The following is a 21,873-nucleotide window of genomic DNA, read 5'->3' on the forward strand; positions in this document are numbered from 1 at the left end:
ACCGATCAGCGATCTATCCCCCGATACAGCCATACCGATGCCTATCAGGAGCTTCCACGAAACCGCGACCTGCGAAAACGAGATTTCCTCCGACCAAGATGGACAAGGTCCTGATGCCGATGACCTGATCAGCGCGCAGCTTCACGTCTTGTTCCAGCCCGCGCAGGCTCGCCGAGTGCGGATGATCTGTCGCCGAAGCTTTCGATACACCGGCGAAGCGCTGCTCAGACTCGCCAGCTGCTTCCGGTCCCGTTCGTGTTCGCGGTGATCCGGGCGCGGAACGAAGTCATACGTGACGCGCGTAAGCAGACGAAAGCTGCCGCTGAGCTGGTGGTCTTCCGTCGAATCGGATCGCCGGGTATTCCGGATCTGTGTGCGTTAGGTGTACTTGGTTCTGGGCCTGAAGGCCTACGGCGAACGCGGCAGCAGCATGAGTGGCTTCCCGTGGCTGAGACGCTGCGACCCAACCCAGGGCCCTGTCCGCGCGGACGTCATCGACCACTACCGTGATATCTCGGTCCGTGATCGCGTCACGGGCGAATCGCATGCCTCGGCGGAATGCGCTGTGCAGGCGGCTCTGGCGATGGTTTCCGTCGGCATCGTGCCTTGTTTGACCGCGCTGCGCAGGGCCGTGACGAAGGCCGCCGGGCGCGGCGCGGATATAGCACCGTGGCGGCGCGACGCGGACTCGTACCGGTCACCGAGGTCGGCGCCTCGCCGGCAGGTTGACCGACCCCGGTGATCGAAGCGTCGTGCTTGCCGGTGCCGCGTAGCAGAGTAGACGGTCCGGCATGCCGACAACCGTTCCTTGTTCAAGGAGCCAAAGGCTTCGTCGGACATCGCATGCCAGCTAAGCGATACCCGGCCGGGGGACCTCGGCGCGCGGCGTACGACGGAGAAGCCTCTTTGTCCTAATTTGGAGCTTATCTGATCCGGGATGAGGGAGCTGCCGTGAAACATCCTGCCTTGCCGATCGTGCTGGCCGCCGTGCTCGGTGTTTCTGCCGGGGCCGTTCCGGCGCGCGCCGACAGCCCGGACGAGTGGGGTCAGGCCGCCGCGCACGCCACCGGCGACTCCTTCAACCCGGGCGAGAGCAGGTTGACTCCAGCCGTCGCGGCCCGGCTCAAGCCGCGGTGGACGGTCCCGCTGAGTACGGTCAAGTGCGCCGACCCGTCGGGCCCCCTGGTCGGTGCGAACCGACTGGTCACCGCCGATGCGTACCGGATCAGTGGGTACGACGCCGGCACCGGCGTACTCAAATGGCGGACCCCGGTCGACGGCAACCGTGATATCGATCTTGCCGCCGTGGTCGGTGGCACGCTGATCGCCCAGTACCGCAAGTGCACCTCGGGCAAGGCGTACCTGATCGCGCTCGACGTGAAGACCGGCGAGATCCGCTACACCCGGCAGATCGCCGCACCGATGTACGGGCTGCTGGCCGACCGCGGCGTCCTGGTAGGCGGCGCGTGGGACGCCTCGATCAGCACGTACGTGCTGCGGGGCTACCGCATCGCCGACGGCGCACCGGTATGGTCCCGGGTCGGCACGGTGAACGGCGCGACGGTGTCGGCCGGCGGCCGGTTGGTGGTCAACGGCGACGACGGCCCAGCCGCCGCCATCGACGTCACCACCGGCAAGACGGTATGGCCGGCCGGCGACAACTGCTCCACCCCGATCGGCGCCTCCACCGACGGTTCCAAGTTCTACGTGCGCTGCAACCCGGACGACCGGATCCAGATCATTGACGCATCCACCGGCAAAGTGCTCGCAACTTTTCCCGACTACGGTGCGACATTCGGCTTCGCCACCGACGGCAAGCGGGTCTACCTGCACACCTTCGATGATGAGGGCCTGCTCGCGGTGGACGCGGCCACCGGGAAGAAGACCTGGAGCGCCTCGTTCGCCGACGACGGCCCAGTCGAGTTCACCCTCGGCGGAGGCGTCATCTACGGCTGGCGCGCCGACGGCAAGCCGCTGGCCGCCTTCGCAGCGAGCACCGGCAGCCCGATCAAGCTGACCGCCGACACCAGCACCCTCCGGAGCGCACCGGTGGTTGCTAACGGCAGGTTGTACGGCCGGACCGGCTCAACGCTGACCTCCTTCGCGCCGTAGTCCCTCGAATCAGCCAACCGTGACGTGCGCGTGCCGGCGCCGCTTCGCCTGGTACATCGCGGCGTCGGCCCGGGCTACGAGCGCGGACGGGTCGGCGTGCGGATCGGCCGACCAGGCGACGCCGACGCTCGCCGACGGCCGGATGGTGCCGCATAGATGCAGGGGACGGCGTACGGCGCGGGCCAGGCGCCGGCCGAGGTGTTCGGCGTGCTCCGGCGACGGGACGTTCCGTGCGATGACCAGGAACTCGTCGCCGCCGAGCCGGCCGATGCTGGCGTTACGGGTGCTCTGCCGGAGCCGGTCGGCGATGGAGACGAGCAGGCTGTCACCGGCGGCGTGGCCGTAGGTGTCGTTGACGGCCTTGAACTCGTCGAGATCGATGAAGATCACGGCCACCCCGGTATCGTCGGCGCAGGCGGCGGCGAGGGCGTCGAGCACGGCGGGCCGGTTGAGGCACTTGGTCAGGTCGTCGTGCATGGCCAGATGGAGGATCTCGTCCCGCTGCCGTGCCTGGTGGGTGATGTCGGTGAGGCACAGCAGGGCGCCGGTGGTGCCGTAGCCGGAACGGCCGACAAGCGTGCTCAGCACCGCACTGCACCTCCGTACGCCCAGGTGGGGCCGAGTCATCGACAGCTCGATCTCGACGTCGTCGCCCGCCAGTACGGTCCGGACCGCCTTGTCCAGCGCGAGCTGGTCGGCAGGCCGTACCCGATCCAGCCGGTCGGCGAGGTGCTCGCCGTCGGCCCGGCCGGTGATCTCGTCGAACTTGTCGTTGGTGAAGACGATGCGGTGATCGGTGTCGATCTGGGCGATACCGAAGGGCAGCGCTTCCCAGAGGTGGTGCAGCAGCTGAGTGCTGACCGACGTACGGTCGTCCGGCGGCCGGTCGATCAGAACGATTTCGGTATTCACCATCGCGGGGTCCGCCGCGTCGGCGGCGTTCGTGACCTCGACCCAGTCCACCGGCCGGCGGAATTCCGGTGCCGCACCTGGATCGCGCGCGAGAACGAGGCGTCACCGAGCATTTGAACCCAGGCCGAGAACGCCTCCTGGTGATCGTCGGGGTGCAGAAAATCGGTGGACCGCTTCCCGAGCATGTCCTCTCGCGTGAAGCCCAGCACGCCCAGCACCAGGTCGTCGACTTCGACGATGACGCCCGTGAGGTTCTTGCGCATGCGTCCGGGTGCAGCGGTCATGACCGCACATTCGGCGGTCCGCGTGCCGATGTTAGCCATTTCGACGTCCCGGGCCCCATTCCGGGTGCTTCAATTAATACATTGACGTACTCGAATGTATGAGGAAGTATTGTCCCGCACGCCACAGGAGGTGCCCCTCCGCCTCTCGCAAAGCCTGAATTCGGACGAAGGTCGCATGCGGTGACCATTCCACGTCCGGATCGGGGCGCGCGCCGGGAGGGAATCTCATGCCACATCGCCGCCTGCTCTATTACGTCAACACCGAGGGATGGCTGGCGAGCACCGACTTCAGCGACGGCACGCACCCGAACGACGGCGGACACCGGAAGGTCGCGGCCGCCTCGGCCCGATCATCGCCGCCAAGATCTGACAGAACTTGATCCCGGGTAACGCGGTTGCACCGACGAACTGCCGCCCTTACATTGCGTCGGGTGGACCTTTCCCGTCTCGGCACGCCGATCGGTCCGATGATCCGGATCCACGGCGGGTTCGCCAACCGGATGTACCGCCTCGACACCGATCAGGGGTCGTTCGCGGTGAAGGAGTTGAACCTCCTCGATCGCCGCTGGACCTACCGCGCCGAGGACGTGTTCAGGTTCGAACGGGCGGCCTTCACCGCTGGCATCGCGATGCCGGAGCCGATCTCGGCGAGTCAACACACACTCGTACATCGATGGGTCGACGGCGAGAAGATGCCCGAAGCGCCGGTGCCGGCGGCGTACGCGTTCGAGATCGGTGAGATGCTCGCGCGCCTCCACGCGCTCGACGTCGCCTGGACCGACGTCTCGAGCGAGGACCCGACGTCCCGGGACTGGCCCGAGCTCGCCGAGCGGGCGACGGCGACCGGACAACCTTGGGCCGACGAACTCACCTCCCAGGTCGAGACGTTGCTCGCGATCGCCCAGTTCGTCGACACCTGCGAGCGACCGGGCCCCGCCGTGTTGACCCACAGGGACATCCAACCGTGGAACCTGCTCTCCCGAGGGGGCCGGCCGGTGGTGCTCGACTGGGAGCTCTCGGGAATGCTCGACCTGTCCGGTGAGCTCGGCTCGACCGCGCTGAGCCTCGCGAAGGGACCTGGCTTCGACGACATTCGGCCCGCCGTCTTCCGCTCGGTCCTCGACGGCTACGTCGCCGGGGGCGGCGCGCTGCCGACGTGGGGCCCAAGCTGGTTCGTATTCATGATCGGCGGCTGGCTGGGGCACACGAGGTGGAACATCCTCCGCTGCCTCGCCGGTGTCGAGGCGAGCACCGGCCCTGACCTCGCGCTGTCGCACGAGTCCGTGCGCAACGGCGTACGCGGCCTGCCCGTCCTGTTCGCTCGGCTTCCGGAACTGCAGGCGCTGCTCGTGTCCTAGCGACCCGGCCCCTGCGGCGGGTGCGGAAGAGTTCGACGCGGCGGCCCTTCATAGACTGCGGCGGTGAAATACGACGAGCTCGAAGCTGCGATTCTCCAGCTGGTCCGTGGGGCCGACGACGACACCCTCCGCCGCTTCGGCGCCGAGACGGTGGCCCGGCTCGTCCGGGAGGAACTACTGCTCGACATGGACCCCGGACTTCTGACCATGATCTCGGCACTCGAGCATTGGACGACCTACCTGGAGACGGGCCAGAAAGGCGAGCTCTACGAGCTTGCTATCCGCTCCATCGAGCAGGTCGACTTCCACGTCTCGGCCGATCTCAGCGACTTTCTGGCCAAACCGGAGATGGCCGCCGAGTACGAGCGGATCGAACGTCTGCTCACCGCCTGATGGGGACTGCTTCTCAGACGTGGCCGCCGCTCGCCGGCCACCTGGGTGGCCCGCTGCGAGTCGCGCCCGGTGATGATGACATTCGCGCCCCGGCCGGCGTACTCGGCCGCCAGCAGGCGACCGGTTCCCTGCGTTGCTCCGATGATCAGTACCGACTTCACGGTTCCCCATCCTTCTGACGATGTCTCGCAGGGAGCGCGGCGTTCACTGAAGTGGTTGTTCGGTGAGGTTGCGCAGCACGAGGGCGTTGGGTGCCTGGATGAGGCGGCCGCCCTCGTCGACCCGGCCCAGTTGCACGGCGGCCAGCCCGAGTTGCCCGGCGAGGTCGGCGATCCGGTCGCCGGCCCGTGGTGAGTCGGTCGCGATGAGGATGACCCGCCGGCCCAGCTTCGGGTCGAGTTCGGCGGCCAAGGTGTTCGCCGGCAGATGGTTGAAGGCCTCGACGACGTCGGCGCCGGAGAGTTGTTCGGCGACGTACCGAGTGGACAGCCGGCCCCGCAGAACTTCGGCCGAGCCGGGCGCGTAGTGCGCGTTCATGGTGTCGACGACGGTCTTGCCGGTCCAGTCCGGCAAAGACTTGGCGAACTGCTCGACGGCCAGAAACGGGATCGCCACAAAGATGATTTCGCTTTCCAGTGCCTCTTCCAGCGGTACGGCGTGAACGCCGGCGCCGAGCGATGCGGCGAATTGGCGGATCGACTCGGGTCCGCGGGTGCTGGCGATGCTGACCGGGATGCCGGCCCGCACCGTCGTCGTCTCCATCACCAGCGGCGAGATCCAAGCGCGCAACCACGACCTCGAGGACGCCGGCACCTTTGCGGTCGACCAGCTGGTCGGCGCGGTGGCGGTCGACGACTTCGAGGCCCTGCTCCTGCCGGGCGGGACCGTGAACCCGGACAAGTTGCGGATGGAACCGGCCGCGGTGCGGTTCGTCCGGAACTTCGTCCAGTCGGGCAAGCCGGTCGCCTCGATCTGCCACGGGCCGTGGAACTTCGTCGAGGCCGACGTCGCGCGAGGCCGCCGGCTGACCGGGGCCGCAGGTCGGGCCTGACTCGTCGGTGAGATGGCGCTGCTGGAAGGTATAGAGCAAGGTGAACGACGGGCCGACGAAAGCGACCGCCACCCCGACGATCACCACCACGGCGACCATGGTGGAGTCGGACGCGGCCTCGTCGGCAATGCCGGCATGGGTGCCGAGCAGGTACGGGTTTTGCGCGACGCCCCAGCCGACGACCATGGCGGCGACCGCCAGCCCGGCTACGAGTCGCCCTTCTCGTCGAGCCAGCCGCCGGGATCGGGGTGATAGCCGTACGCCGCAGCCCGTACGGTCTCCTCGTCCTCCAGCCCCGAACCGATCGCACCGCCGACCGTGGCCAGCGAGCTGACGATCCAGGCCAGGGTGAGGTAATCGGCGAGCCCGATGGGCGCTTGCAGCGAGTGCTGCAGCACCGACGGGCGGATCAGCAGCCATGCGGCGGCCGCCGTCCCGACGAACAGCGCAACGTAGGACAACGCGGTGGCCAGGCACAGCGTGAGCACCGTACCGATGTTGAAGAGCCGGGCCAGCTCGGGCGGCGTACCGTTACCGGACTTTTCCCAAAGGTCGTGCGCGATGATGAGCCAGCCGATCAATGACCCGATGCCCAGCATCATGATCACTGTCAGGCGCACTGCGCTCAGCGCCTCGGCCATCTGCCAGATGGTGCTGGTAGTGAGCGCGAAGGCCGCGGTACCGAACGCGCCGACCAGAAGCTTGGACAACCCGAGCAGGGCCCGGCCGGGCCGGTTGGCCCGTACCATTCCGGTCACCAGCCGCAGCCCGCCCCGGACACGGGAGGCGACCAGGCCACTCTCGCCGTTGCCGCCGGCAGCAAGGACGCGATGGATAGCCGATACGACATTTACGAGATGCCCCAGCGGTTCCCGGTCCTCCGGCGCGCCGTCGAGCGTGGACGGTTGCAGCAGTCCCTTGACGAGGCCGGGCGCGACGGCTCGCACTGCTCGTAGTTGGCCGAGGCCGAGGGCGGGCAACGACAGCACGGCCGCGTGGCGGGCGGTCGACGTCCGCACCACGATGGGCACCCGCTGCATCTGCAGCGGCAGGTCGGTCAGGCAGATCGCGACGTCCCAGCCCTCGTGTTCTCGGCGCTCGGTCACGTCGTCGAGCAGGGCCTCGACACCCCCGTCGCGGCGCGGCGCGATCGAGCCCCACCCGGTCCGGACCTTCCACCGCACGTGGTCGTCGATTTCCCGGTCCAACAGGTCGGCGAGCTCGTCGGCGAGCCGCCGCGCGACCCGGGCGGGGTGGTCGGGTGGCGTGGCGATCAGGCCTACCACGACTGTCCGGTAGCCGTCGGCCGTGTCTTCGCTGTTCGGGTCGTCCGTCGTCACCATTGCCGACGCATGCCCTCGCGGCGCCGGCTCATGCCGGTGGATTGCCTTCGGCTCGGCTCGGATGGCTTCTTGTCGCCATGCGGGTTCCTTACAGCGGTCGATAAAGGGTTAGACAGGGTTCCCGGGGGCACCCGAGGTCTGAACGCTCCACCCTTGGTCGTGGGCGACGCGATGGACCTCACCTCGCTCGGTGCGGCTTCGCCCCTGTGACGGACGCCGCCGGCGGATCGTGGGTGTCACCGGCGCCGTTGTCGGGATCACGGTGGTGGACCTACCTATTGACCCCAGCGCAGACCGCCCGGGCGGATGAGATCGGCTCCGTGCCGGGTGCGGGGAGCTGCGCGCGAAGGAGGATCCATGGATCTGACGGCCACAACAACCATTCGCAAATCCGTGCCGGAGGTGTATGCGTTCTGGCACGATCTGGCGAACCTTCCGACCTTCATGGCGCATCTTGACGAGGTCCGCGCTACCGGTGACCGAACGAGCCACTGGATCGCCGGCGCCCCGTTCGGCAAGAACGTCGAGTGGGACGCGGAGATCGTCGACCAGACGCCCGGCAAGAAGCTCGCCTGGCGGTCGACCGGAAAACCGGACGTGCCGAACGCCGGTACGGTCCTGTTCGTGCCCGCCCCGGACGGTGTGAGCACCGAGGTGCACGTCGTCCTGGTCTACGACATCCCGGGCGGCGCGGTCGGCAAAGCGGTCGCCAAGTACTTCGGCGAGGAACCGCACCAGCAGCTCGACGATGACCTGCGCCGGCTCAAGCAGGTAATGGAGACCGGCGAAGTGGTCCGGTCCGACGGCGCCCCGTGGGGCAAGCGGGCCCGCAAGGAGTTCCCGCAGCGTCCGGCGCAACCGTTGTCGGACGTCGAACTCGAGAAGGGAGCGGACGCGTGAGGGCGAACACCTGGGCGGGCCGCAACAAGGTCGAGGTCCGTGACGTGCCGGACCCCAGGATCTTGAACAAGCGCGACGCCATCGTACGCATCACCTCCACTGCGATCTGCGGCTCGGACCTGCACCTGGTCGACGGGTATGTGCCCACGATGCAGGATGGCGACGTCATGGGTCACGAGTTCATGGGTGAGGTGATCGAGGTCGGCGCCGGCGTCGATCATGATCGTCTGCGCATCGGGGACCGGGTCGTCGTGCCGTTCCCGATCGCCTGTGGCGCCTGTGGCGCCTGCGCCGCCGAGCTGTACTCCTGTTGCGAGAACTCGAACCCCAACGCGGGGATCGCGGAGAAGATGTTCGGCCACCCGGTCGCCGGGATCTTCGGCTACTCCCATCTGACCGGCGGCTTCGCGGGCGGCCAGGCGCAGTACGCGCGGGTGCCGTTCGCCGACGTCGGTCCACTGAAGATCGAGTCCGATCTGACCGACGAGCAGGTGCTGTTCCTCTCCGACATCCTGCCCACCGGGTACATGGGTGCCGAGATGTGCGACATCCAGTCGAGCGATGTGGTGGCGGTGTGGGGTGCCGGCCCGGTCGGCCAGTTCGCCATGGACAGCGCCCGGGTGCTCGGCGCCGCGAAGGTCATCGCCATCGACAAGGAGCCGTACCGGCTGCGGATGGCGGAACAGGCGGGCCACACCGCGGTGAACTTCGAGGAGGTCGACGTGCGGTCCCAGCTGCTGGAACTCACCGGGGGGCGGGGACCGGACAAGTGCATCGACGCGGTCGGCCTTGAGGCCACCCACGGCAGCGCGCACATTGCCGCGTACGACCGCGTCAAGCAGGCCGTACGGTCGGAGACCGATCGCCCGCACGCGTTGCGCCAGGCGATCATGTCGTGCCGCAGCGGCGGCGTGGTCTCGGTCATCGGTGTGTACGGCGGCCTGCTGGACAAATTCCCCGCCGGCGCCTGGATGAACCGGGCACTGACCCTGCGCACCGGACAGTGCCACGTGCAGCGCTACATGAGCCCGCTACTGCGCCGCATCGAACGCGGAGAGATCGACCCGACCCGGGTCATCACCCACACCATGCCGCTCGACGAGGCTGAACGCGGCTTCGAGATCTTCAAGAACAAGCAGGACGACTGCGAAAAGGTTGTCCTCAAACCCTGACGGCCAACCACAGCCGGCGTGCAGCCAGGAGGGTGTCCTCCTCGAAGAAGTCCCGGCCGCTGCAGGAGATGACCGCCGTCATCTCCTGCTTCAACCGCTCGACGGACGCCTCGATGATCTGCACCGAATCACCGCTGTGATCGCCGGCCCCTTCGGTCGTGCTCAGGTCGCCTTGACCTCGATCTGCCGGGGACGGCTCGCGGCGGCCTTGCCCAGCCGTACCGTCAAGACGCCGTCGTGCAGGGACGCCTCGACCTTCTCCGGGTCGACGTCACCGGGCAGTGTCACCATGAACTCGAACTGCCCGACCCGCCGCGTCTGGCGGCGCAGCACCCCGGTACGTTCCTTTTCCTTGATCTCGCCGGTGATCCGTACCTCGTTGTCACGCAACTCGATGTTCAGTTCGTCCCGGTTGACGCCGGGTAGGTCGAGCTGGAGGACATACGCGTCATCCGTCTCTTCGATGTCGGCCGGGGGAGCCCACACCGGCGGCTGCTGGGAACCGAGAGCCCCCACCGGATCGCGGAAGAAGTTGTTGATGATCTGCCCCATCTGATCCTGGAGCTGTTCGATCTCGGCTACCGGGTCCCCGCGGCGCGCGGGCGTGGCGTACTGCCGATACCGGCGCGGAAGCGTCATGGTCACGGTCTGTCCTTTCTTTCGAGCGCCTTTCCGGGCGGCGGCGCTGCACTGTTCCGTGAATCGCCACCATCGTCGTCGCGGCGGGGGTGGGGCCGCCTCACCCCGCGAAGGGGATCGGGCGCTCCTGCAGGACCGCGCCGCGAGGTGATACGGGACCGGATCGGCGCGCTGCGCGGCCGGTCCTGTCCGCCGATCGATTCCACCAGCACGACCGCTGTTTCGTGCTGGCGCATTTCCGGTGCGTGGTCCTCGGCACCACGGTGTTCTCTCCGTTCGTCGCAATCTGATTCCGGTTCCCGAACATGCCGGCCGAATGCTCGACGGGCGACTCGACAAGGCCAGCTCCTGGACCGTGTTCCTGGGCTTTCACATGACGAGTTCAGGTTCCTGAGAGGTTCTCCGTCCGAGGAGGGGCGCGGGCCGTTGAGGTGCCCCAGCTGCGAAAGGCTCGCGTCGATGATCACTCCGGCAGCACGCCGAATGATCCGCCCGGCTCGGGCGAAAGCGGCCGGGGGACCGAACCGCCGGACGATTCAGTCCGATCCGGTAGTCCTGATCCGGTCTTTTCCGAACGGTGCATAGTGCCTCGGCTCGCTCCGATGCCGGCAACGCGCGACCTCGCCGCGGACCGCAACGGTGACTGTGTCGTCCGCGCGTTGATGCGACGTCCAAATCGTCGATGCCGTGGCAGTTCCCGGCACTACGCAGGTGGCGCCGAATCATCGAGTATCGCCGCTCGGAGCCACGTCGGTCCGCGCATCAGCAGGTGGCAGAAGTGCACCTGTGATACACCGAATTCGGCGGCGATATGCGCCTGGGCCAGATCGTCGTAGAAGCGCGGCACCCTTATCCGTTGAATGCGATCCGGCAACCGTGAGCAGCTCGATAACCGCGATCTGGTCGGTGAGTGTTCCGGCGATTCCTGCCGACCCCGTCACCATCTCGTACAAGCGTTCGGGATCGGCTGGGTGCCGAATGGAACCGGGAAGTAACCAGCGGGGCACTCCTGGTCCAGCCACCGCTGACCTCGGGGTACGCCGCATCGCCGATGGCAGGTCGTACTTCTCGAGGCAGCCGCGGAGGTTTCGACGGTCGCCCGCAGTGGCCGGTGCAGGAGGGCCGGCGGCTGCTTAACTGCGGCGACCGTACCGCCTCTTCCCACCGCTTTCAATGCGGCCGGTACCGTGTAACTCAAGAAGCTCGATTCTTTTCGCGGCGCAAAGGTGTACCTGCTTCCCCGACGTGGTATGTCTACGTCGGAACCTCGTCCGGCGCGGCGTCCTGCTCTGCGCCTACCGGCTACATAAGGGTGTGCGGGGTGCGACGAAGAAAGGGAATTCGAGAAATTTGCGGGGCTATGATCACGCCGCCGAGCGACGTCAGACATAGCTGTGTCCGGCGCCGCCCGGAAAATGATCCGACCTTTATGGCGCATCCCGACAAGGTCAATCAGGCGGCTGCCGCTCGATCAGGCGCCGCACGGCTTGGATGTTCAAGAACAAAGCAAGACAACCGCGAGAAGGTCGTACTCAAGCCTTGACGCCGGGGCTGCCGGCGCGGGAGGGCCGGGGCTGCGGCCATCGAATGCTGGTGGGATGGAGCGTCATGCCAGATGTTCTGGCAAGCGCAGTGCAACTTGCGGTGGAGATCAGTCACATGTCCGCCTCGGCCGGCGACTCGAGTCATTTGCTGGACGTCCTGTGGGAGCCGCTGGAACGGCTGGTGCCGTTCGCCGCGGGCTGGATCGGGATGTTCGCTCCCCAGCAGCGGCGGCACGTGACCGCGGCGGTGGTGGGTCACGACGGCATTGGCCGCTCGTACTTAGAATCACCCACGTTCACCGAGCAGATCGATGCGGTCGCGCTGTTTAAGCGGCGCCGGCCGATGTGCCTGCGGGACGCGCCGCTGCCGGCCCTCGAATACCCGTCCTGGTCCGAACTCTGGTGGCCGGCCGGATATCGCGAGGGCCTCAGCGTCCCGCTGGTGACCCGTGACGGCCGGAGACTGGGGGTGATGTCGCTGCTGACGGATACCCCCGACCAGCCCAGCGATGAGGCCCGCGACGCGATCGGCATGGTGGCGCCGATGCTGGCGGACGCGATCGATCCGATGAGCACGGTGGTCGGACTCGCCGCCCTGGTCTCGAACGCGCGGGCCTCGGTGGTGGTGGACCGCGTCGGAAGGGTGCACCAGGTGCCGGGCCTGCCGTCGCATCCGCTGCTCACCGGAGAATCCCGGGTTGTGCCCACGACCCTCGGGAAACTGACCAACCACCGGACGCATGTCGCGTTCCTATGCCCTAACCCCGGTGCGGAGAGCCAGGACGACTACATGATGGTCACGGGTATCGCCTGCCCTCCGGGGCCGCCGTCCTACCTCACCGCCCTCGTCGTGTTGTCCCGGGCCGGCGATCTGCACGGCCTGACCCGCCGCGAACTGGAGGTTCTCGGGTTCCTCATCGACGGCCGGGCGAACCAGCACATCGCCAGCAGATTATTCATCACCGAGCGCACCGTCGCGGCTCACCTCGAGCACATCCGGGCCAAGTTCGACGCGCCGAGCCGGACCGTGGCCGCGGTGCGGTCGCTGCACGAGGCCCTGTACATCCCGCAGGAACTCGCCGGCATCTGAGGCCGTTCCCCGCCTGAGGACCGCACTGCTGCTCCCGGTAGTACCCACCGTGGTGGCGGGCACCGCACTGACAGCCTTCTCGGCCGGGTCTGCTCGGCCTGTACCTCCGCACCCCCGCAATGCGGGAGGAGGGCAGCCTGCGCCCGACCCAGCAGGGCATGGCCATCGCCGAGGACATCTGGATGTTCGGCATCGGTCTCACCCTGCTCATCGACGGGCTCGAGGACGAGTGCTGACCGCGGCGCACCGATTCCGGGCGAAGGCATTGGCAATGATGCCAATCGACGTCGGCACCTGGCCACGGTAATCCTGGATATCGCATGCGTCGCGGGCCGCGTTGCGCGGCACAGACGAACATTTCGTAGCCGACAGGAGGTCCGTCGTGGTCGACGTCGTACGCGACCAGGGGAGCGTTCCGCGGCCGACACGCCGGATGTGGCTGCGTATCTTCCTTGTCGGACTGGCACTCTGGGTGGCCACTGTCGTGGTCATCTTTCTCACCGGCAACCCCAACCTGATCCCTACGCTGGTGCTGCTCGGCAGTTTCCTCGTGCCGGTGACCTTCGTCGTGTGGGCGTTCGAACGCCGGGGGACCGGCGAGCTGACCGCGGGGCTGATTTTCTCGACGTTCCTCACCGGCGGCGTCCTGGGTGTGCTGGGCGCATCGGTGCTCGAGTCCTACCTCTTGCACCCGTCACCGTGGTTGTTCTTCGGCGTCGGGTTGATCGAGGAAGGGGTGAAATTCGTTGCGCTGATGGTGCTGACCCGTCATCTGCGGACCCGGTCCCTGCGCGACGGCATGATCCTCGGTGCGGCCGTCGGTTTCGGTTTCGCCGCCTTCGAATCCGCCGGCTATGCCTTCACCGCCCTCTTCACGGTCGACGGTCTGTCGATCATCCAGCTCGTGCAGAGCGAGCTGATCCGGGGCCTGCTGGCGCCGGTCGGACACGGCCTCTGGACCGCCATTCTGGGCGGGATACTGTTCGCCACCTCGCGGCGCGGCCGCTTCACGATTACCGGCAAACTGGTCCTGTCGTACCTCGGTGTGTCCATCCTGCACGGTCTGTGGGATTCGATGCACAGCATCGCGTTGTACCTGACCCTGCTGCTGACCGAGGGTGAGCGGCTGCGCCCGTCGCCGCAGGGCTGGCTGATCGAGCCCAGCGCGGAGCAGGTCAATCTGTTCTCCATCCTGCAATGGGTCGGCTTGGCGGTTATCTCGATCATCGGGATCGCCTGGCTGATCGTCCTGTGGCGCCGGTCGGCCCGGCTGGACCGTGTCGCCCCGCCTATCCACGTCCCGCCGTCGGTGTACGGCACCGGACGCTGAGAAGGGACCATCCGTATGCCCGTGTTCGGAGTCGCCAGGTTCGAACGCTTCTTCCGGCTCGCCGCCGAACTGGACGTCGACAAGGACGACCTCAAACGTTTCTCGGACTTCGTCGAGCACAAGGTCTACGACCTGCTCCTGACGGGGCAGGCCACGGCGTCGGCCAATCTCCGCGATGTGGTCGAGCCGCACGACCTGCCCGTCACCAAAGGGCTCCAGGAGAACATCTACAGGTTTCGGAAGATGGATGCGGACATCGAGCTGAAGCCGGTCCTGGACCGGCTGGCGACGTACCCGCCGCTGGACCGCGTGCCCAGTGAGGAGACCGAAAAGCGGCTGCCCGAGATCGTCGGGGGACTGGCCCTGGCACTGGGCAAGATCATGAAGATCGTCGACCCCGAGGTGAAGAATCCGCAGATCCAGCAGTGGGAACGCGCCATGCGGATCTTCGACGAGCTGATGTGAGTACGCGATGAGGAGCGCAGCCGGATGACGGACGTTGCGGCCATCCTGAACGCCCATCCGCGCACGTTGCCGGGCATCGACGAGGACGCGCTGGTGATCGCCGTCACGGAGTGCCTCAATTGTGCGCAGAGCTGTACGTCCTGCGCGGACGCATGCATCGCGGACCCGTCCGCGGCGCACCTGGGCAGGTCCGCCGGCATGGCCCTCAACTGCGCGGACATGGCCACTTCGGCGGTGCGGGTACTGTCCCGGCCCACCGCCTACGACCGTGCGGTGACCGAGGCGGTGCTGCGGGCGCTCATCGAGAACTGCCGTGCGGGCTACGAGGAACACCGGAAACACGCCCCGGCGAACGAAGCCAGCGTGATCTGCGCGGAGGCCTGCCGCAAGTGCGGTCAGGCCTGTCGGCACCTGCTGGGCTCGCTCGGATGAGCCGGCGGCCTACGAACGATCACGATGCGGGCGCCGGAGCGCCAGTGCGGCAACAGAGCAGTCGACAAGAGCCCGGAGGCGGATCATGACCGATACCTTGAACCCCGTACCCCACCGGCCGGCCGCGGACGACCGGCTCAGCACCATCGGCACGGATGTCCCCGCGGCGGACAGCCGACCGGTCGGCGCGGACGACCGCGCTGTGATCGGCGTCTTCGCGGACCTCGACTCGGCGCAGGCCGCCGTGGAGCGGCTGGCCGCCGCGGGATTCCCGATCGACCACATCTCGGTGATCGGCAGGGACCTGCAGAGCGAGATCCGGTTGAACGGGTACGTGACCACCGGGGACATCGCCGGCCCAAGTGCCGCGACCGGCGCCTGGGTGGGCGGACTCTTCGGCCTCCTGGCGGGCAGCGCACTGCTGTTCGTTCCCGGCGCGGGCCCGCTCATCGTGCTCGGTCCCTTGGCGGCCGCCGCGATCGGCGCCGTCCCGGGAGCATTGGTCGCCGGCGGCGTCGGCGCGATCCTCGGCCACTTCGTCGCCAAGCAGCACATTGCCAAATATGAGCAACTCGTCAAGGCCGGTAGCTACCTGGTGGTCGTGCACGGCGCCGAGCAGGATGTGGCAAGGGCCCAGCAGGTGCTCACCGATGCCGGCGGCAGCGACGTCCAGCGCCATGACAAGTACCGCGGCAGCGCGATCGGTCCCATCTCCCAGGTCGTGGAGGGAATGCGGGTTCACGACGCAGCCGGCAAGGAGGTCGGCAAGGTCGAGTTCGTAAAGCTCGGTGATCCTGAGGCGATCACCACTCTCGGCGAGGAGACGGACAACGGCGAGCCCCGGGTAGTCGGCGAACTGGGGGAGCGGCTTCTGCGTCTGGGCTTCGTCAAGGTCGACCGCAAGGGTTTCCTCAAGTCCGATGGGTACGTCGCCGCGGACGAGATCGACCGTGTGCAGGACGGTGCCGTCCACCTGACGGTCACCGACAAGGAAATTCTGAAGGAAGCCGAAGCCTGAGCCCATGACTATCGCCTCCGACCCGCACGTCGTCATGATCCGGCCGGTCGTCCCGCAGACCCCGGAAGGCTGCGCCGAATGCCTGCGTCTGGGCACCCCCTGGGTGCACCTGCGGCTGTGCCTGACCTGCGGGCATATCGGCTGCTGCGACTCGTCACCGATGCGGCACGCGCGGGCGCACGCGCACACCGTAGATCATCCGATCGTTCAGTCGTTCGAGCCCGGGGAGAACTGGCGCTGGTGCTACGTGGACGAGACGATGGTCTGACCGGAACGACACAAACAGTCGCCGGGGTGCTCGTCCAGGACGAGCACCCCGGCGGACGTCTGGATCGTGGTTCACGGGTTGATCGTGATCAGGTTCTCCACCTCGGCGACACCGGGCGCCGACCAGGCGACACGCTCGGCTTCGCGGCGCTCCGCCCACGACCGTACGCTTCCGGTCAGAATCACCTTGTGGCCCTCGGCGGTGACATGGATCCGTTCCGCATCGGTCTCGGCCGTGCGTACCAGGGCGTCCTCGATTTTTTTCTTGAGATCACCGGACGACGGGCCGGTACGCGGCCGCACGCTGATGAGATTGCTGACCCCTTTGACGCCGGTGAGGTACCGGACCACCCGTTGCGCCTCCCGCCGCTGGTAGTCCCAGGCCACCTCGCCGCGCAGGGTGACCCAGCCGCCGGACACCGAGACCTTCACCACGTCGTCGGGTACGAGCGAGTCCATCTCGAGCGCCCGCGTGACTGACTGAGCGAGGTCGACGTCGGTCTGCTCGTGGCTGGGCGACAGGCGTACCTCGATGTTGTTGACGACTGCCCTGACCCCGCGGACACGAAGCGCCGCGCGTTCGGCGGCCCACTTCTTGCTGTACGTGTCCACCCAGCCGGTCAGGGTCGCCACCCCGTCCTTCGCGGCCACGCCGATCTCGTTCGGCGCGACCTCGGCGTCCCACTTCAGCTCGCGCAGCACCTCACGCTGGATGTCCTCGTCGCTGCGGGTAATCACTGTGCTGGCCATGTCGGTCCTCCAAGACCTCTCGTTCGTCTGCGGTGCCGCCCCGCTCGCGCCGCCGGCGGGCCAGGGCCTGTCCCGACCCTCGGCCCGGACCGGATGACTCCGGCTCACCCGCGGCAGGGTAGAAGCGCATCTGCGCCTCAGGAAAAGCCGGCGAGCACGTCGCGGACGCGGTCCGCCGTCCGTGCCACAGCTCGCGCGCCGGCCCGCGCCGGGTCCCGCGGATCCGCTTCGGCGGCGACCGCCGCCTCCGCCGCGCGCACCGCCTGACCCATCTCCCTGCGCTCCTGCACCGGCACGCTCCTGCGGAGCTCCGGGAACTCGTCATGTTCGGCACGGCGGGAGTGAGCGGTCACCATGTCGCGCAGACCGCCGATCGTGTCGTCGAGGTGGCCGTGGGCGGCGGCGCGCACGGTGTCGGACAGCGCGTCGCTGATCTGGCTTTCCTCTTCGAGTAGACGGTCGGCCAGATGGTCGTCCGGGTGCCCTCGCCGCACGAGCGGGCGGATCATCTGCTCCTCCGCGATCTCGTGCACCGCGATCAACTGCGCCAGGTCACCGAACGCCAGACGCGCCTCGTCTCCGGAGCCGGCGGCACGGCCGCACAGCCGGTTGATCCGAGCGTGCTGCGCGGTCAGCAGTTCCAGCACGTCCTGCCCGCGGTCCGTCGGCTTCCGATCCCGTTTCCGGCGGCCGCGTTCCGGCCGTTCCGGCTCGCGGACCCGGACCAGCGGCCGGTCGGCCCGCAGGCTCACCGGCTCGGGCAGGCCCTCGCCGATCACCTCCTGCGGGTCACGACCGCCGTAGCGCCGCAGCAGATCCGAAGCCGCGCGCAAATGCGCCAGCTGCATCTGCAGATGCAACTCCCACATCCGCCTCAGCCGCCGGTCGTCCTCTTCCGCCATGAACCCGTAGTAGAGATAGCGGCCCGCCGACTCGTGCACGACCAGCGCTTCCCAGCCACCGTCGATGGGTTCGGGCCGGTACCCGGCTGCCCACCGGCCGGCCGCGTGCACCATCCAGTCGTGCAGTAGAGACAGCGGCTGCGTCACCGGGGCGGAAGGTGTCCGGGTGCGAGCCGGCGCGGGGTCCTGGGGAGGCCACAACCCGTCCACCTCCTCGGCGATCTGACCCGCCCAGGGGAGATGCGCGCGCTCGCCGAACTCGGCGTAGCGGCGCAGGCGCTGGAGATGCTGCCACGCCTGCTGCCGGTACGCCGACGACCGGTCCGGCTCGCGCTCGTTGCGAGCCGCCCAGCCGGCCATATTGAACGCCGCCCGTTCACGGTCGATCGCGTCCTCCGCCGCGCTACCGGCCGGTGCCCGTACCGCCGCTATGTGCCGGCGCCGCACGGCGGTCGCGTCGCCCAGGCTGCCCACCGACCGGCGTGCGTCGTTGTCCTGGACGCGGTTCGCGAACTGCCGGTCGAAGTGCTCGCCGTTCGCTTCCACGGCCATCATCATGCTGATCCGGTAGCGGGTGCCCGGAGCGGTCGCGCGGGCGTCGACCGGTTCGAGGTCGAAGTCGTGCCAGTGCCGGCCATGATGGTCGACCGGGATTCCAGGGTGGTCCAACGGTTCGAACACGAGACCTCCTCGCGTCGGGGATGCGGCGGGGCCCGTGCATCTTCCGGTGGACCCGCCCGGCGACATCGTCGCGCCGGGGCGGCCGAGCACGGGTCACCTGGAGTGGGTGGTTCCGCCGGCCGAGGTGTCGACGGCATCTCATCCCGGCCGGATGAGGGGCGCTCACAGCAGGCGCAGCTCGCGCGCCAGCCGGACCGCCTCTTTGCGCCGGTCAGCGCCGATCTTGCGGTAGATGTTCTTCACGTGCGTCTTCAACGTGTTGACCGAGATGTACAGCAGGGCCGCGATCTCGACATGCGACAACGTGCCCTGCAGATACCGCAGCACGGTCCGTTCCCGGCTGGTCAACGGCTCGACCAGAGTGCCGGTCATGGCCGGCCCGCGGTCCTGGTACGAAGGCAGGTGCGGCCCGGCCGCCTCCGCGACCACCGGGTCGATCGTGGCGGTGAGTGCGGCCACCACCGGCGGGTACGCGGACATCGCGGGCGCCACCGACTCGATCAGGGCCCGTACCGGGTGTCCGCCGGCGGTGAAGCAGCGCCGATGCCCTTCATCGTCGGCCACCTTCAACGCGACACCGAGACCGAGCATGACCTGATCTCGGTGCCCGGCTGCCTTCCCGGCCAGCGCGGCGATGAGACCCGCGCGGGCCCGGCAGGTCAGTGACGTGCAGCTATCGGCGCGGGTGAGGTACGGCGCGACCACGGTGCTCGCCTCGGCCGGTCGGCCCTCGGAGAGCAGGACAGATCCCTCGACGACCGCTGTCTGGGCTGGCACTGGCTCCTCGTCCGGCCAGGATGACAGGCGCTCGCGGGCGGCAGCGGGGTCGCCGCACGCGAGTCGCAGTTCGGCCTCCGCCAGGGTGAGGGCGCGCCGGGCCGGCGCCGGCAGTTCCGCAGTGCCAGATTCGTGATGCGCGTCCCGCAGCGCGTCGTGCGCCTCGGTCAGCCGGCCGGTGGCCACCCGGATGCGGGACTGCAGGATCGTCCCGGTGAGCTGGATCAGCCGGTCGCCGCAGGAGCTGTCCAGGGCTGCGTCGGCGCAGCACCAGGCGTCGTCGAGCCGGTCCCACTGGAAGTACGCCTCGGCCAGCGCGAGCCTGCTCCAGCTCAGATCGGTCAGCTGCCCGAGACCCCGCCGGGAGCCCCGTTCGAGCGCCTCCCGGGCGGCCCGGGCCGCGTCGTGCAGATGACCGAGCGTCGCATGCCAGGCCGCCAGATGACTGGTGGCGCTGATCTCGACATGATCGAGGTCGCACCGCCGGGCATGGGTCTGCGCCTCGCCGAGATACCGGCCTGCCTCGTTCGATTGTCCGAGGTGCAGCTTCGCCGCGCCTACAGACAGCAGGGCGAGTGGCCGCAGCATGGCCGCCGCCGAGGAGTCCGGAGCCGGTGCGGCCAGGATCTCGGTGGCCGTCGAGCACACGCGGTGCAGGTGACCGTCGAGCCTCGCGGTGGCCAGCCGGAAGGCCGTCATGATGGACGCCACGGGTTCGCCCTCGTCCGGGGCGGCCTCGGCCAGGTGCAGCAGATGCCGGGCGGAAGCGGTGTCGCCGGCGTCGAGACGTTCCGCCGCCATCGCCAGGACGACGTGCGCCGGCGGGTCGGGACCGGGCATGGAGGTGACGATGGGCGCCCCGTCGAGCCGCCGGCTGCCGATCGTGATGTCCGGCCAGTGGCGATGCAGCACGTCGCCCGCCCGCTGCCATTCGCGGGCCGCGAGTAGATGCCGCAGCGCCTCGACGGGTGGTCCCTGAACGAGGTGCCAGTCGGCCGCCCGGCGGTGGGCCCGGCCGACTCGGTCGCGATCGTGCCGGGTGAGTTCGCGGTACAACACCCGGCTGAACATCGGATGCAGGCGATACCAATCGCCGGGCGCGAGGTACCGGCGGATGAACGCACCCTGCCGCTGCAGGTCGTCCAGGACGGCGGCGCCGTCGACGCGATCGGTGAGCGTGTTGAGCAGATCGGCGGTCAGGCGCTCGGCGACCGACGCGTCCACGAGCATGCGCCGCACCTGGGGATCGAGCCGGGCCAGCACCTCGGCGCCGAGATAGTCGGCGATGAGGTCGGTTGCCCTGGCGTCCAGCAGTGGCTGGGCAGGCTCGGTACGGTTTGCCATGGCGGTGACGGCGAACCGGAGACCGGTGGCCCAGCCTTCCGTCCGGGCGTGCAGATCCGCGGCGGCCAGGTGCGGCAGCGCCACCTGCTGGCCTGCGAACAGGCCGGCTACTTCATCGACGGAGAAGGCGAGTTCGTCCTCGCCGAGCGTGACGAGCTGCCGGTCCATCCGCCAGCGGTGCAGGGGGAGCGCCGGAGCGCCGCGGCAGGCCAGCACCAGCCGCACCGGCCCGTCGGTGGTCCGCACCGCCTGCGCCAGATCGGCCAGCGCGTCCGCGCCGGCGACGTCGTTGCAGTCGTCGACCACGATCGCCAGTGGCGACGACGTGTTCCGGAGCATCGCGGCGAGCCGGGCCGGGCCGTCCGCCGGATCGGCGGTGGCGGCCTCCTCGGACCGGATCGGTGCCCGGCTGGCGACCGCGGTGGTCAGCCGGTGCCAGAATCCGGCCCTGCTGCCACCGGGCACCCAGACGGCACGACCCCGTTGGCGGTGTGTCCATGACGCCAGCAGGGTCGTCTTCCCCCAGCCGGCCGGCGCGGACACGACGGTGAGGCGCGCGTGCCGGGCGTCCAGACGGGACAGCAGGTGCGGCCGCGCGACATGGAACAGCTGCCGGCCGAGTGCGGGCACGCCAGCCGGCCTCGGGTCGAGCGCGGGCGAATCAGGCAGCGGGCCGGAGCGCCAGTCGCCGGTCGGTGCTTCCTCGATGATCGTCATCCGAGCGGCCCTCACCCACGTCGCGGCGGAACGTCCTGTCTCGATCCCACCAACGCGGATGGGGATTGTCGATTGGCAGGACTGCCGATCCGTGATGGTCGTGCCGGTCAGCTGGGTCAGGGTCGCACGGTTACGCGGTTCTCGACCTGGGTCACGCCCGGCGCCGACCAGGCGACCTGCTCGACCTCCTGGCGTTCCGCCCGGGACCGCACGGTTCCGGTCAGGACCACGCGGCTGTCGGTGGCGGTGACGGTGATCGCCCGGGCGTCGACCAAGGCGCTGCGGATCAGCGCGCCGGCGATCCGGTCCTTCAAGTAGTCGGGCATCGGCGTGCTGTCGGAGGCCATGGTGTTCCTTCCGGGCGGCCGACGGGACTGCCTGAGACTGGTCCC

At 68.5% G+C, this 21,873-nt stretch carries 23 protein-coding genes; 13 read left to right on the forward strand and 10 right to left on the reverse strand.

Annotated features, from left to right (window positions below):
• Window positions 1-951: 951 nt before the first annotated feature.
• Window positions 952-2,112, forward strand: coding sequence for a PQQ-binding-like beta-propeller repeat protein (locus tag ACIA5C_RS37545; protein WP_396063737.1), 1,161 nt, complete (start codon window positions 952-954; stop codon window positions 2,110-2,112).
• 9 nt (window positions 2,113-2,121) lie between these two features.
• Here the strand turns inward: ACIA5C_RS37545 and ACIA5C_RS37550 are convergent, their stop codons facing one another.
• The gene (locus ACIA5C_RS37550; protein WP_396063739.1) at window positions 2,122-3,027 is read right to left on the reverse strand and encodes a diguanylate cyclase domain-containing protein; all 906 of its coding nucleotides are present in this window, start codon (window positions 3,025-3,027) and stop codon (window positions 2,122-2,124) included.
• Window positions 3,021-3,308: a PAS domain-containing protein gene (locus tag ACIA5C_RS37555; RefSeq protein WP_396063741.1), complete on the reverse strand. Its 288-nt coding sequence runs from the start codon at window positions 3,306-3,308 to the stop codon at window positions 3,021-3,023. The genes ACIA5C_RS37550 and ACIA5C_RS37555 overlap by 7 nt, the downstream gene beginning before the upstream one ends.
• A gap of 431 nt (window positions 3,309-3,739) precedes the next feature.
• On the opposite strand from ACIA5C_RS37555, the gene ACIA5C_RS37560 reads away from it, so the two are divergent.
• Together ACIA5C_RS37560 and ACIA5C_RS37565 are read left to right on the forward strand one after the other, a co-directional pair.
• Complete coding sequence (locus ACIA5C_RS37560; protein ID WP_396063743.1) at window positions 3,740-4,666, forward strand: phosphotransferase family protein; 927 nt, start codon at window positions 3,740-3,742, stop codon at window positions 4,664-4,666.
• Between the two features lie 63 nt (window positions 4,667-4,729).
• The gene (locus tag ACIA5C_RS37565; protein WP_396063745.1) at window positions 4,730-5,059 is read left to right on the forward strand and encodes a hypothetical protein; all 330 of its coding nucleotides are present in this window, start codon (window positions 4,730-4,732) and stop codon (window positions 5,057-5,059) included.
• Between the two features lie 204 nt (window positions 5,060-5,263).
• Here the strand turns inward: ACIA5C_RS37565 and ACIA5C_RS37570 are convergent, their stop codons facing one another.
• Complete coding sequence (locus ACIA5C_RS37570; RefSeq protein WP_396063747.1) at window positions 5,264-5,821, reverse strand: NADPH-dependent F420 reductase; 558 nt, start codon at window positions 5,819-5,821, stop codon at window positions 5,264-5,266.
• Between ACIA5C_RS37570 and ACIA5C_RS37575 the strand changes: the two genes are divergently transcribed.
• Window positions 5,793-6,110 (forward strand): DJ-1/PfpI family protein, encoded by a 318-nt coding sequence (locus ACIA5C_RS37575; protein WP_396063749.1) that lies wholly within the window; start codon window positions 5,793-5,795, stop codon window positions 6,108-6,110. The genes ACIA5C_RS37570 and ACIA5C_RS37575 overlap by 29 nt on opposite strands.
• A 12-nt stretch (window positions 6,111-6,122) precedes the next feature.
• Complete coding sequence (locus ACIA5C_RS37580; RefSeq protein ID WP_396063751.1) at window positions 6,123-6,362, forward strand: hypothetical protein; 240 nt, start codon at window positions 6,123-6,125, stop codon at window positions 6,360-6,362.
• Here ACIA5C_RS37580 and ACIA5C_RS37585 read toward each other — a convergent pair.
• A complete protein-coding gene (locus ACIA5C_RS37585) occupies window positions 6,317-7,453 on the reverse strand; it encodes a hypothetical protein (RefSeq protein WP_396063753.1) in 1,137 nt (378 codons plus the stop codon). The genes ACIA5C_RS37580 and ACIA5C_RS37585 overlap by 46 nt on opposite strands.
• Before the next feature lie 357 nt (window positions 7,454-7,810).
• Here ACIA5C_RS37585 and ACIA5C_RS37590 point away from each other — a divergent pair, with 357 nt between their 5' ends.
• Window positions 7,811-8,353, forward strand: coding sequence for an SRPBCC family protein (locus ACIA5C_RS37590; RefSeq protein ID WP_396063755.1), 543 nt, complete (start codon window positions 7,811-7,813; stop codon window positions 8,351-8,353).
• Window positions 8,350-9,525, forward strand: a complete 1,176-nt coding sequence (locus ACIA5C_RS37595) for a zinc-dependent alcohol dehydrogenase (RefSeq protein ID WP_396063757.1) — start codon at window positions 8,350-8,352, stop codon at window positions 9,523-9,525. The genes ACIA5C_RS37590 and ACIA5C_RS37595 overlap by 4 nt, the downstream gene beginning before the upstream one ends.
• On the opposite strand, the gene ACIA5C_RS37600 is transcribed toward ACIA5C_RS37595, so the two are convergent.
• Both ACIA5C_RS37600 and ACIA5C_RS37605 read right to left on the reverse strand, forming a co-directional pair.
• Window positions 9,515-9,649 (reverse strand): hypothetical protein, encoded by a 135-nt coding sequence (locus tag ACIA5C_RS37600; RefSeq protein ID WP_396063759.1) that lies wholly within the window; start codon window positions 9,647-9,649, stop codon window positions 9,515-9,517. The two genes, ACIA5C_RS37595 and ACIA5C_RS37600, sit on opposite strands and share 11 nt — an antisense overlap.
• Window positions 9,650-9,687: 38 nt before the next feature.
• Window positions 9,688-10,164, reverse strand: coding sequence for an Hsp20/alpha crystallin family protein (locus tag ACIA5C_RS37605; RefSeq protein WP_396064077.1), 477 nt, complete (start codon window positions 10,162-10,164; stop codon window positions 9,688-9,690).
• A 1,608-nt stretch (window positions 10,165-11,772) separates the two neighbouring features.
• Here ACIA5C_RS37605 and ACIA5C_RS37610 point away from each other — a divergent pair.
• The 6 genes from ACIA5C_RS37610 (at window position 11,773) to ACIA5C_RS37635 (ending at window position 16,311) form a co-directional block, all read left to right on the forward strand.
• Complete coding sequence (locus ACIA5C_RS37610; RefSeq protein ID WP_396063761.1) at window positions 11,773-12,798, forward strand: LuxR C-terminal-related transcriptional regulator; 1,026 nt, start codon at window positions 11,773-11,775, stop codon at window positions 12,796-12,798.
• A 382-nt stretch (window positions 12,799-13,180) separates the two neighbouring features.
• Window positions 13,181-14,128, forward strand: coding sequence for a PrsW family intramembrane metalloprotease (locus ACIA5C_RS37615; RefSeq protein ID WP_396063763.1), 948 nt, complete (start codon window positions 13,181-13,183; stop codon window positions 14,126-14,128).
• Window positions 14,129-14,143: 15 nt separating this feature from the next.
• A complete protein-coding gene (locus tag ACIA5C_RS37620) occupies window positions 14,144-14,593 on the forward strand; it encodes a DUF1931 family protein (protein ID WP_396063765.1) in 450 nt (149 codons plus the stop codon).
• 24 nt (window positions 14,594-14,617) lie between these two features.
• Window positions 14,618-15,025: a four-helix bundle copper-binding protein gene (locus ACIA5C_RS37625; RefSeq protein ID WP_396063767.1), complete on the forward strand. Its 408-nt coding sequence runs from the start codon at window positions 14,618-14,620 to the stop codon at window positions 15,023-15,025.
• Between the two features lie 202 nt (window positions 15,026-15,227).
• Window positions 15,228-16,043 carry a general stress protein gene (locus ACIA5C_RS37630; protein WP_396063769.1) on the forward strand — a complete coding sequence of 272 codons (816 nt, stop codon included), beginning with the start codon at window positions 15,228-15,230 and terminating at the stop codon, window positions 16,041-16,043.
• A gap of 4 nt (window positions 16,044-16,047) precedes the next feature.
• The gene (locus tag ACIA5C_RS37635) at window positions 16,048-16,311 is read left to right on the forward strand and encodes a UBP-type zinc finger domain-containing protein (protein WP_396063771.1); all 264 of its coding nucleotides are present in this window, start codon (window positions 16,048-16,050) and stop codon (window positions 16,309-16,311) included.
• Window positions 16,312-16,382: 71 nt separating this feature from the next.
• Here ACIA5C_RS37635 and ACIA5C_RS37640 read toward each other — a convergent pair whose 3' ends face one another.
• The 4 genes from ACIA5C_RS37640 to ACIA5C_RS37655 form a co-directional block, all read right to left on the reverse strand.
• Entirely contained in the window at window positions 16,383-17,060 is a 678-nt protein-coding gene (locus tag ACIA5C_RS37640; protein WP_396063773.1) for a BON domain-containing protein, read from the reverse strand.
• Window positions 17,061-17,197: 137 nt separating this feature from the next.
• Window positions 17,198-18,643 carry a hemerythrin domain-containing protein gene (locus tag ACIA5C_RS37645; protein WP_396063775.1) on the reverse strand — a complete coding sequence of 482 codons (1,446 nt, stop codon included), beginning with the start codon at window positions 18,641-18,643 and terminating at the stop codon, window positions 17,198-17,200.
• 162 nt (window positions 18,644-18,805) lie between these two features.
• On the reverse strand, window positions 18,806-21,481 hold the full coding sequence (locus ACIA5C_RS37650) for a LuxR C-terminal-related transcriptional regulator (RefSeq protein WP_396063777.1): 2,676 nt from the start codon (window positions 21,479-21,481) through the stop codon (window positions 18,806-18,808).
• 116 nt (window positions 21,482-21,597) lie between these two features.
• Entirely contained in the window at window positions 21,598-21,828 is a 231-nt protein-coding gene (locus ACIA5C_RS37655; RefSeq protein ID WP_396063779.1) for a BON domain-containing protein, read from the reverse strand.
• Between the last annotated feature and the right edge of the window lie 45 nt (window positions 21,829-21,873).

The sequence above is a fragment of the Actinoplanes sp. NPDC051343 genome (assembly GCF_044455125.1).
In the GTDB taxonomy this organism is placed as follows: Bacteria; Actinomycetota; Actinomycetes; order Mycobacteriales; family Micromonosporaceae; genus Actinoplanes.

Coding starts and splice junctions, on each gene's coding strand:
- ACIA5C_RS37575 (WP_396063749.1), top strand. CDS start 5,793: ATGCCGGCCCGCACCGTCGTCGTCTCCATCACCAGCGGCGAGATCCAA.
- ACIA5C_RS37580 (WP_396063751.1), top strand. CDS start 6,123: ATGGCGCTGCTGGAAGGTATAGAGCAAGGTGAACGACGGGCCGACGAA.
- ACIA5C_RS37555 (WP_396063741.1), bottom strand. CDS start 3,308: ATGACCGCTGCACCCGGACGCATGCGCAAGAACCTCACGGGCGTCATC.
- ACIA5C_RS37625 (WP_396063767.1), top strand. CDS start 14,618: ATGACGGACGTTGCGGCCATCCTGAACGCCCATCCGCGCACGTTGCCG.
- ACIA5C_RS37610 (WP_396063761.1), top strand. CDS start 11,773: ATGCCAGATGTTCTGGCAAGCGCAGTGCAACTTGCGGTGGAGATCAGT.
- ACIA5C_RS37650 (WP_396063777.1), bottom strand. CDS start 21,481: ATGACGATCATCGAGGAAGCACCGACCGGCGACTGGCGCTCCGGCCCG.
- ACIA5C_RS37550 (WP_396063739.1), bottom strand. CDS start 3,027: ATGGTGAATACCGAAATCGTTCTGATCGACCGGCCGCCGGACGACCGT.
- ACIA5C_RS37635 (WP_396063771.1), top strand. CDS start 16,048: ATGACTATCGCCTCCGACCCGCACGTCGTCATGATCCGGCCGGTCGTC.
- ACIA5C_RS37605 (WP_396064077.1), bottom strand. CDS start 10,164: ATGACGCTTCCGCGCCGGTATCGGCAGTACGCCACGCCCGCGCGCCGC.
- ACIA5C_RS37620 (WP_396063765.1), top strand. CDS start 14,144: ATGCCCGTGTTCGGAGTCGCCAGGTTCGAACGCTTCTTCCGGCTCGCC.
- ACIA5C_RS37655 (WP_396063779.1), bottom strand. CDS start 21,828: ATGGCCTCCGACAGCACGCCGATGCCCGACTACTTGAAGGACCGGATC.
- ACIA5C_RS37585 (WP_396063753.1), bottom strand. CDS start 7,453: ATGGTGACGACGGACGACCCGAACAGCGAAGACACGGCCGACGGCTAC.
- ACIA5C_RS37590 (WP_396063755.1), top strand. CDS start 7,811: ATGGATCTGACGGCCACAACAACCATTCGCAAATCCGTGCCGGAGGTG.
- ACIA5C_RS37640 (WP_396063773.1), bottom strand. CDS start 17,060: ATGGCCAGCACAGTGATTACCCGCAGCGACGAGGACATCCAGCGTGAG.
- ACIA5C_RS37570 (WP_396063747.1), bottom strand. CDS start 5,821: ATGGAGACGACGACGGTGCGGGCCGGCATCCCGGTCAGCATCGCCAGC.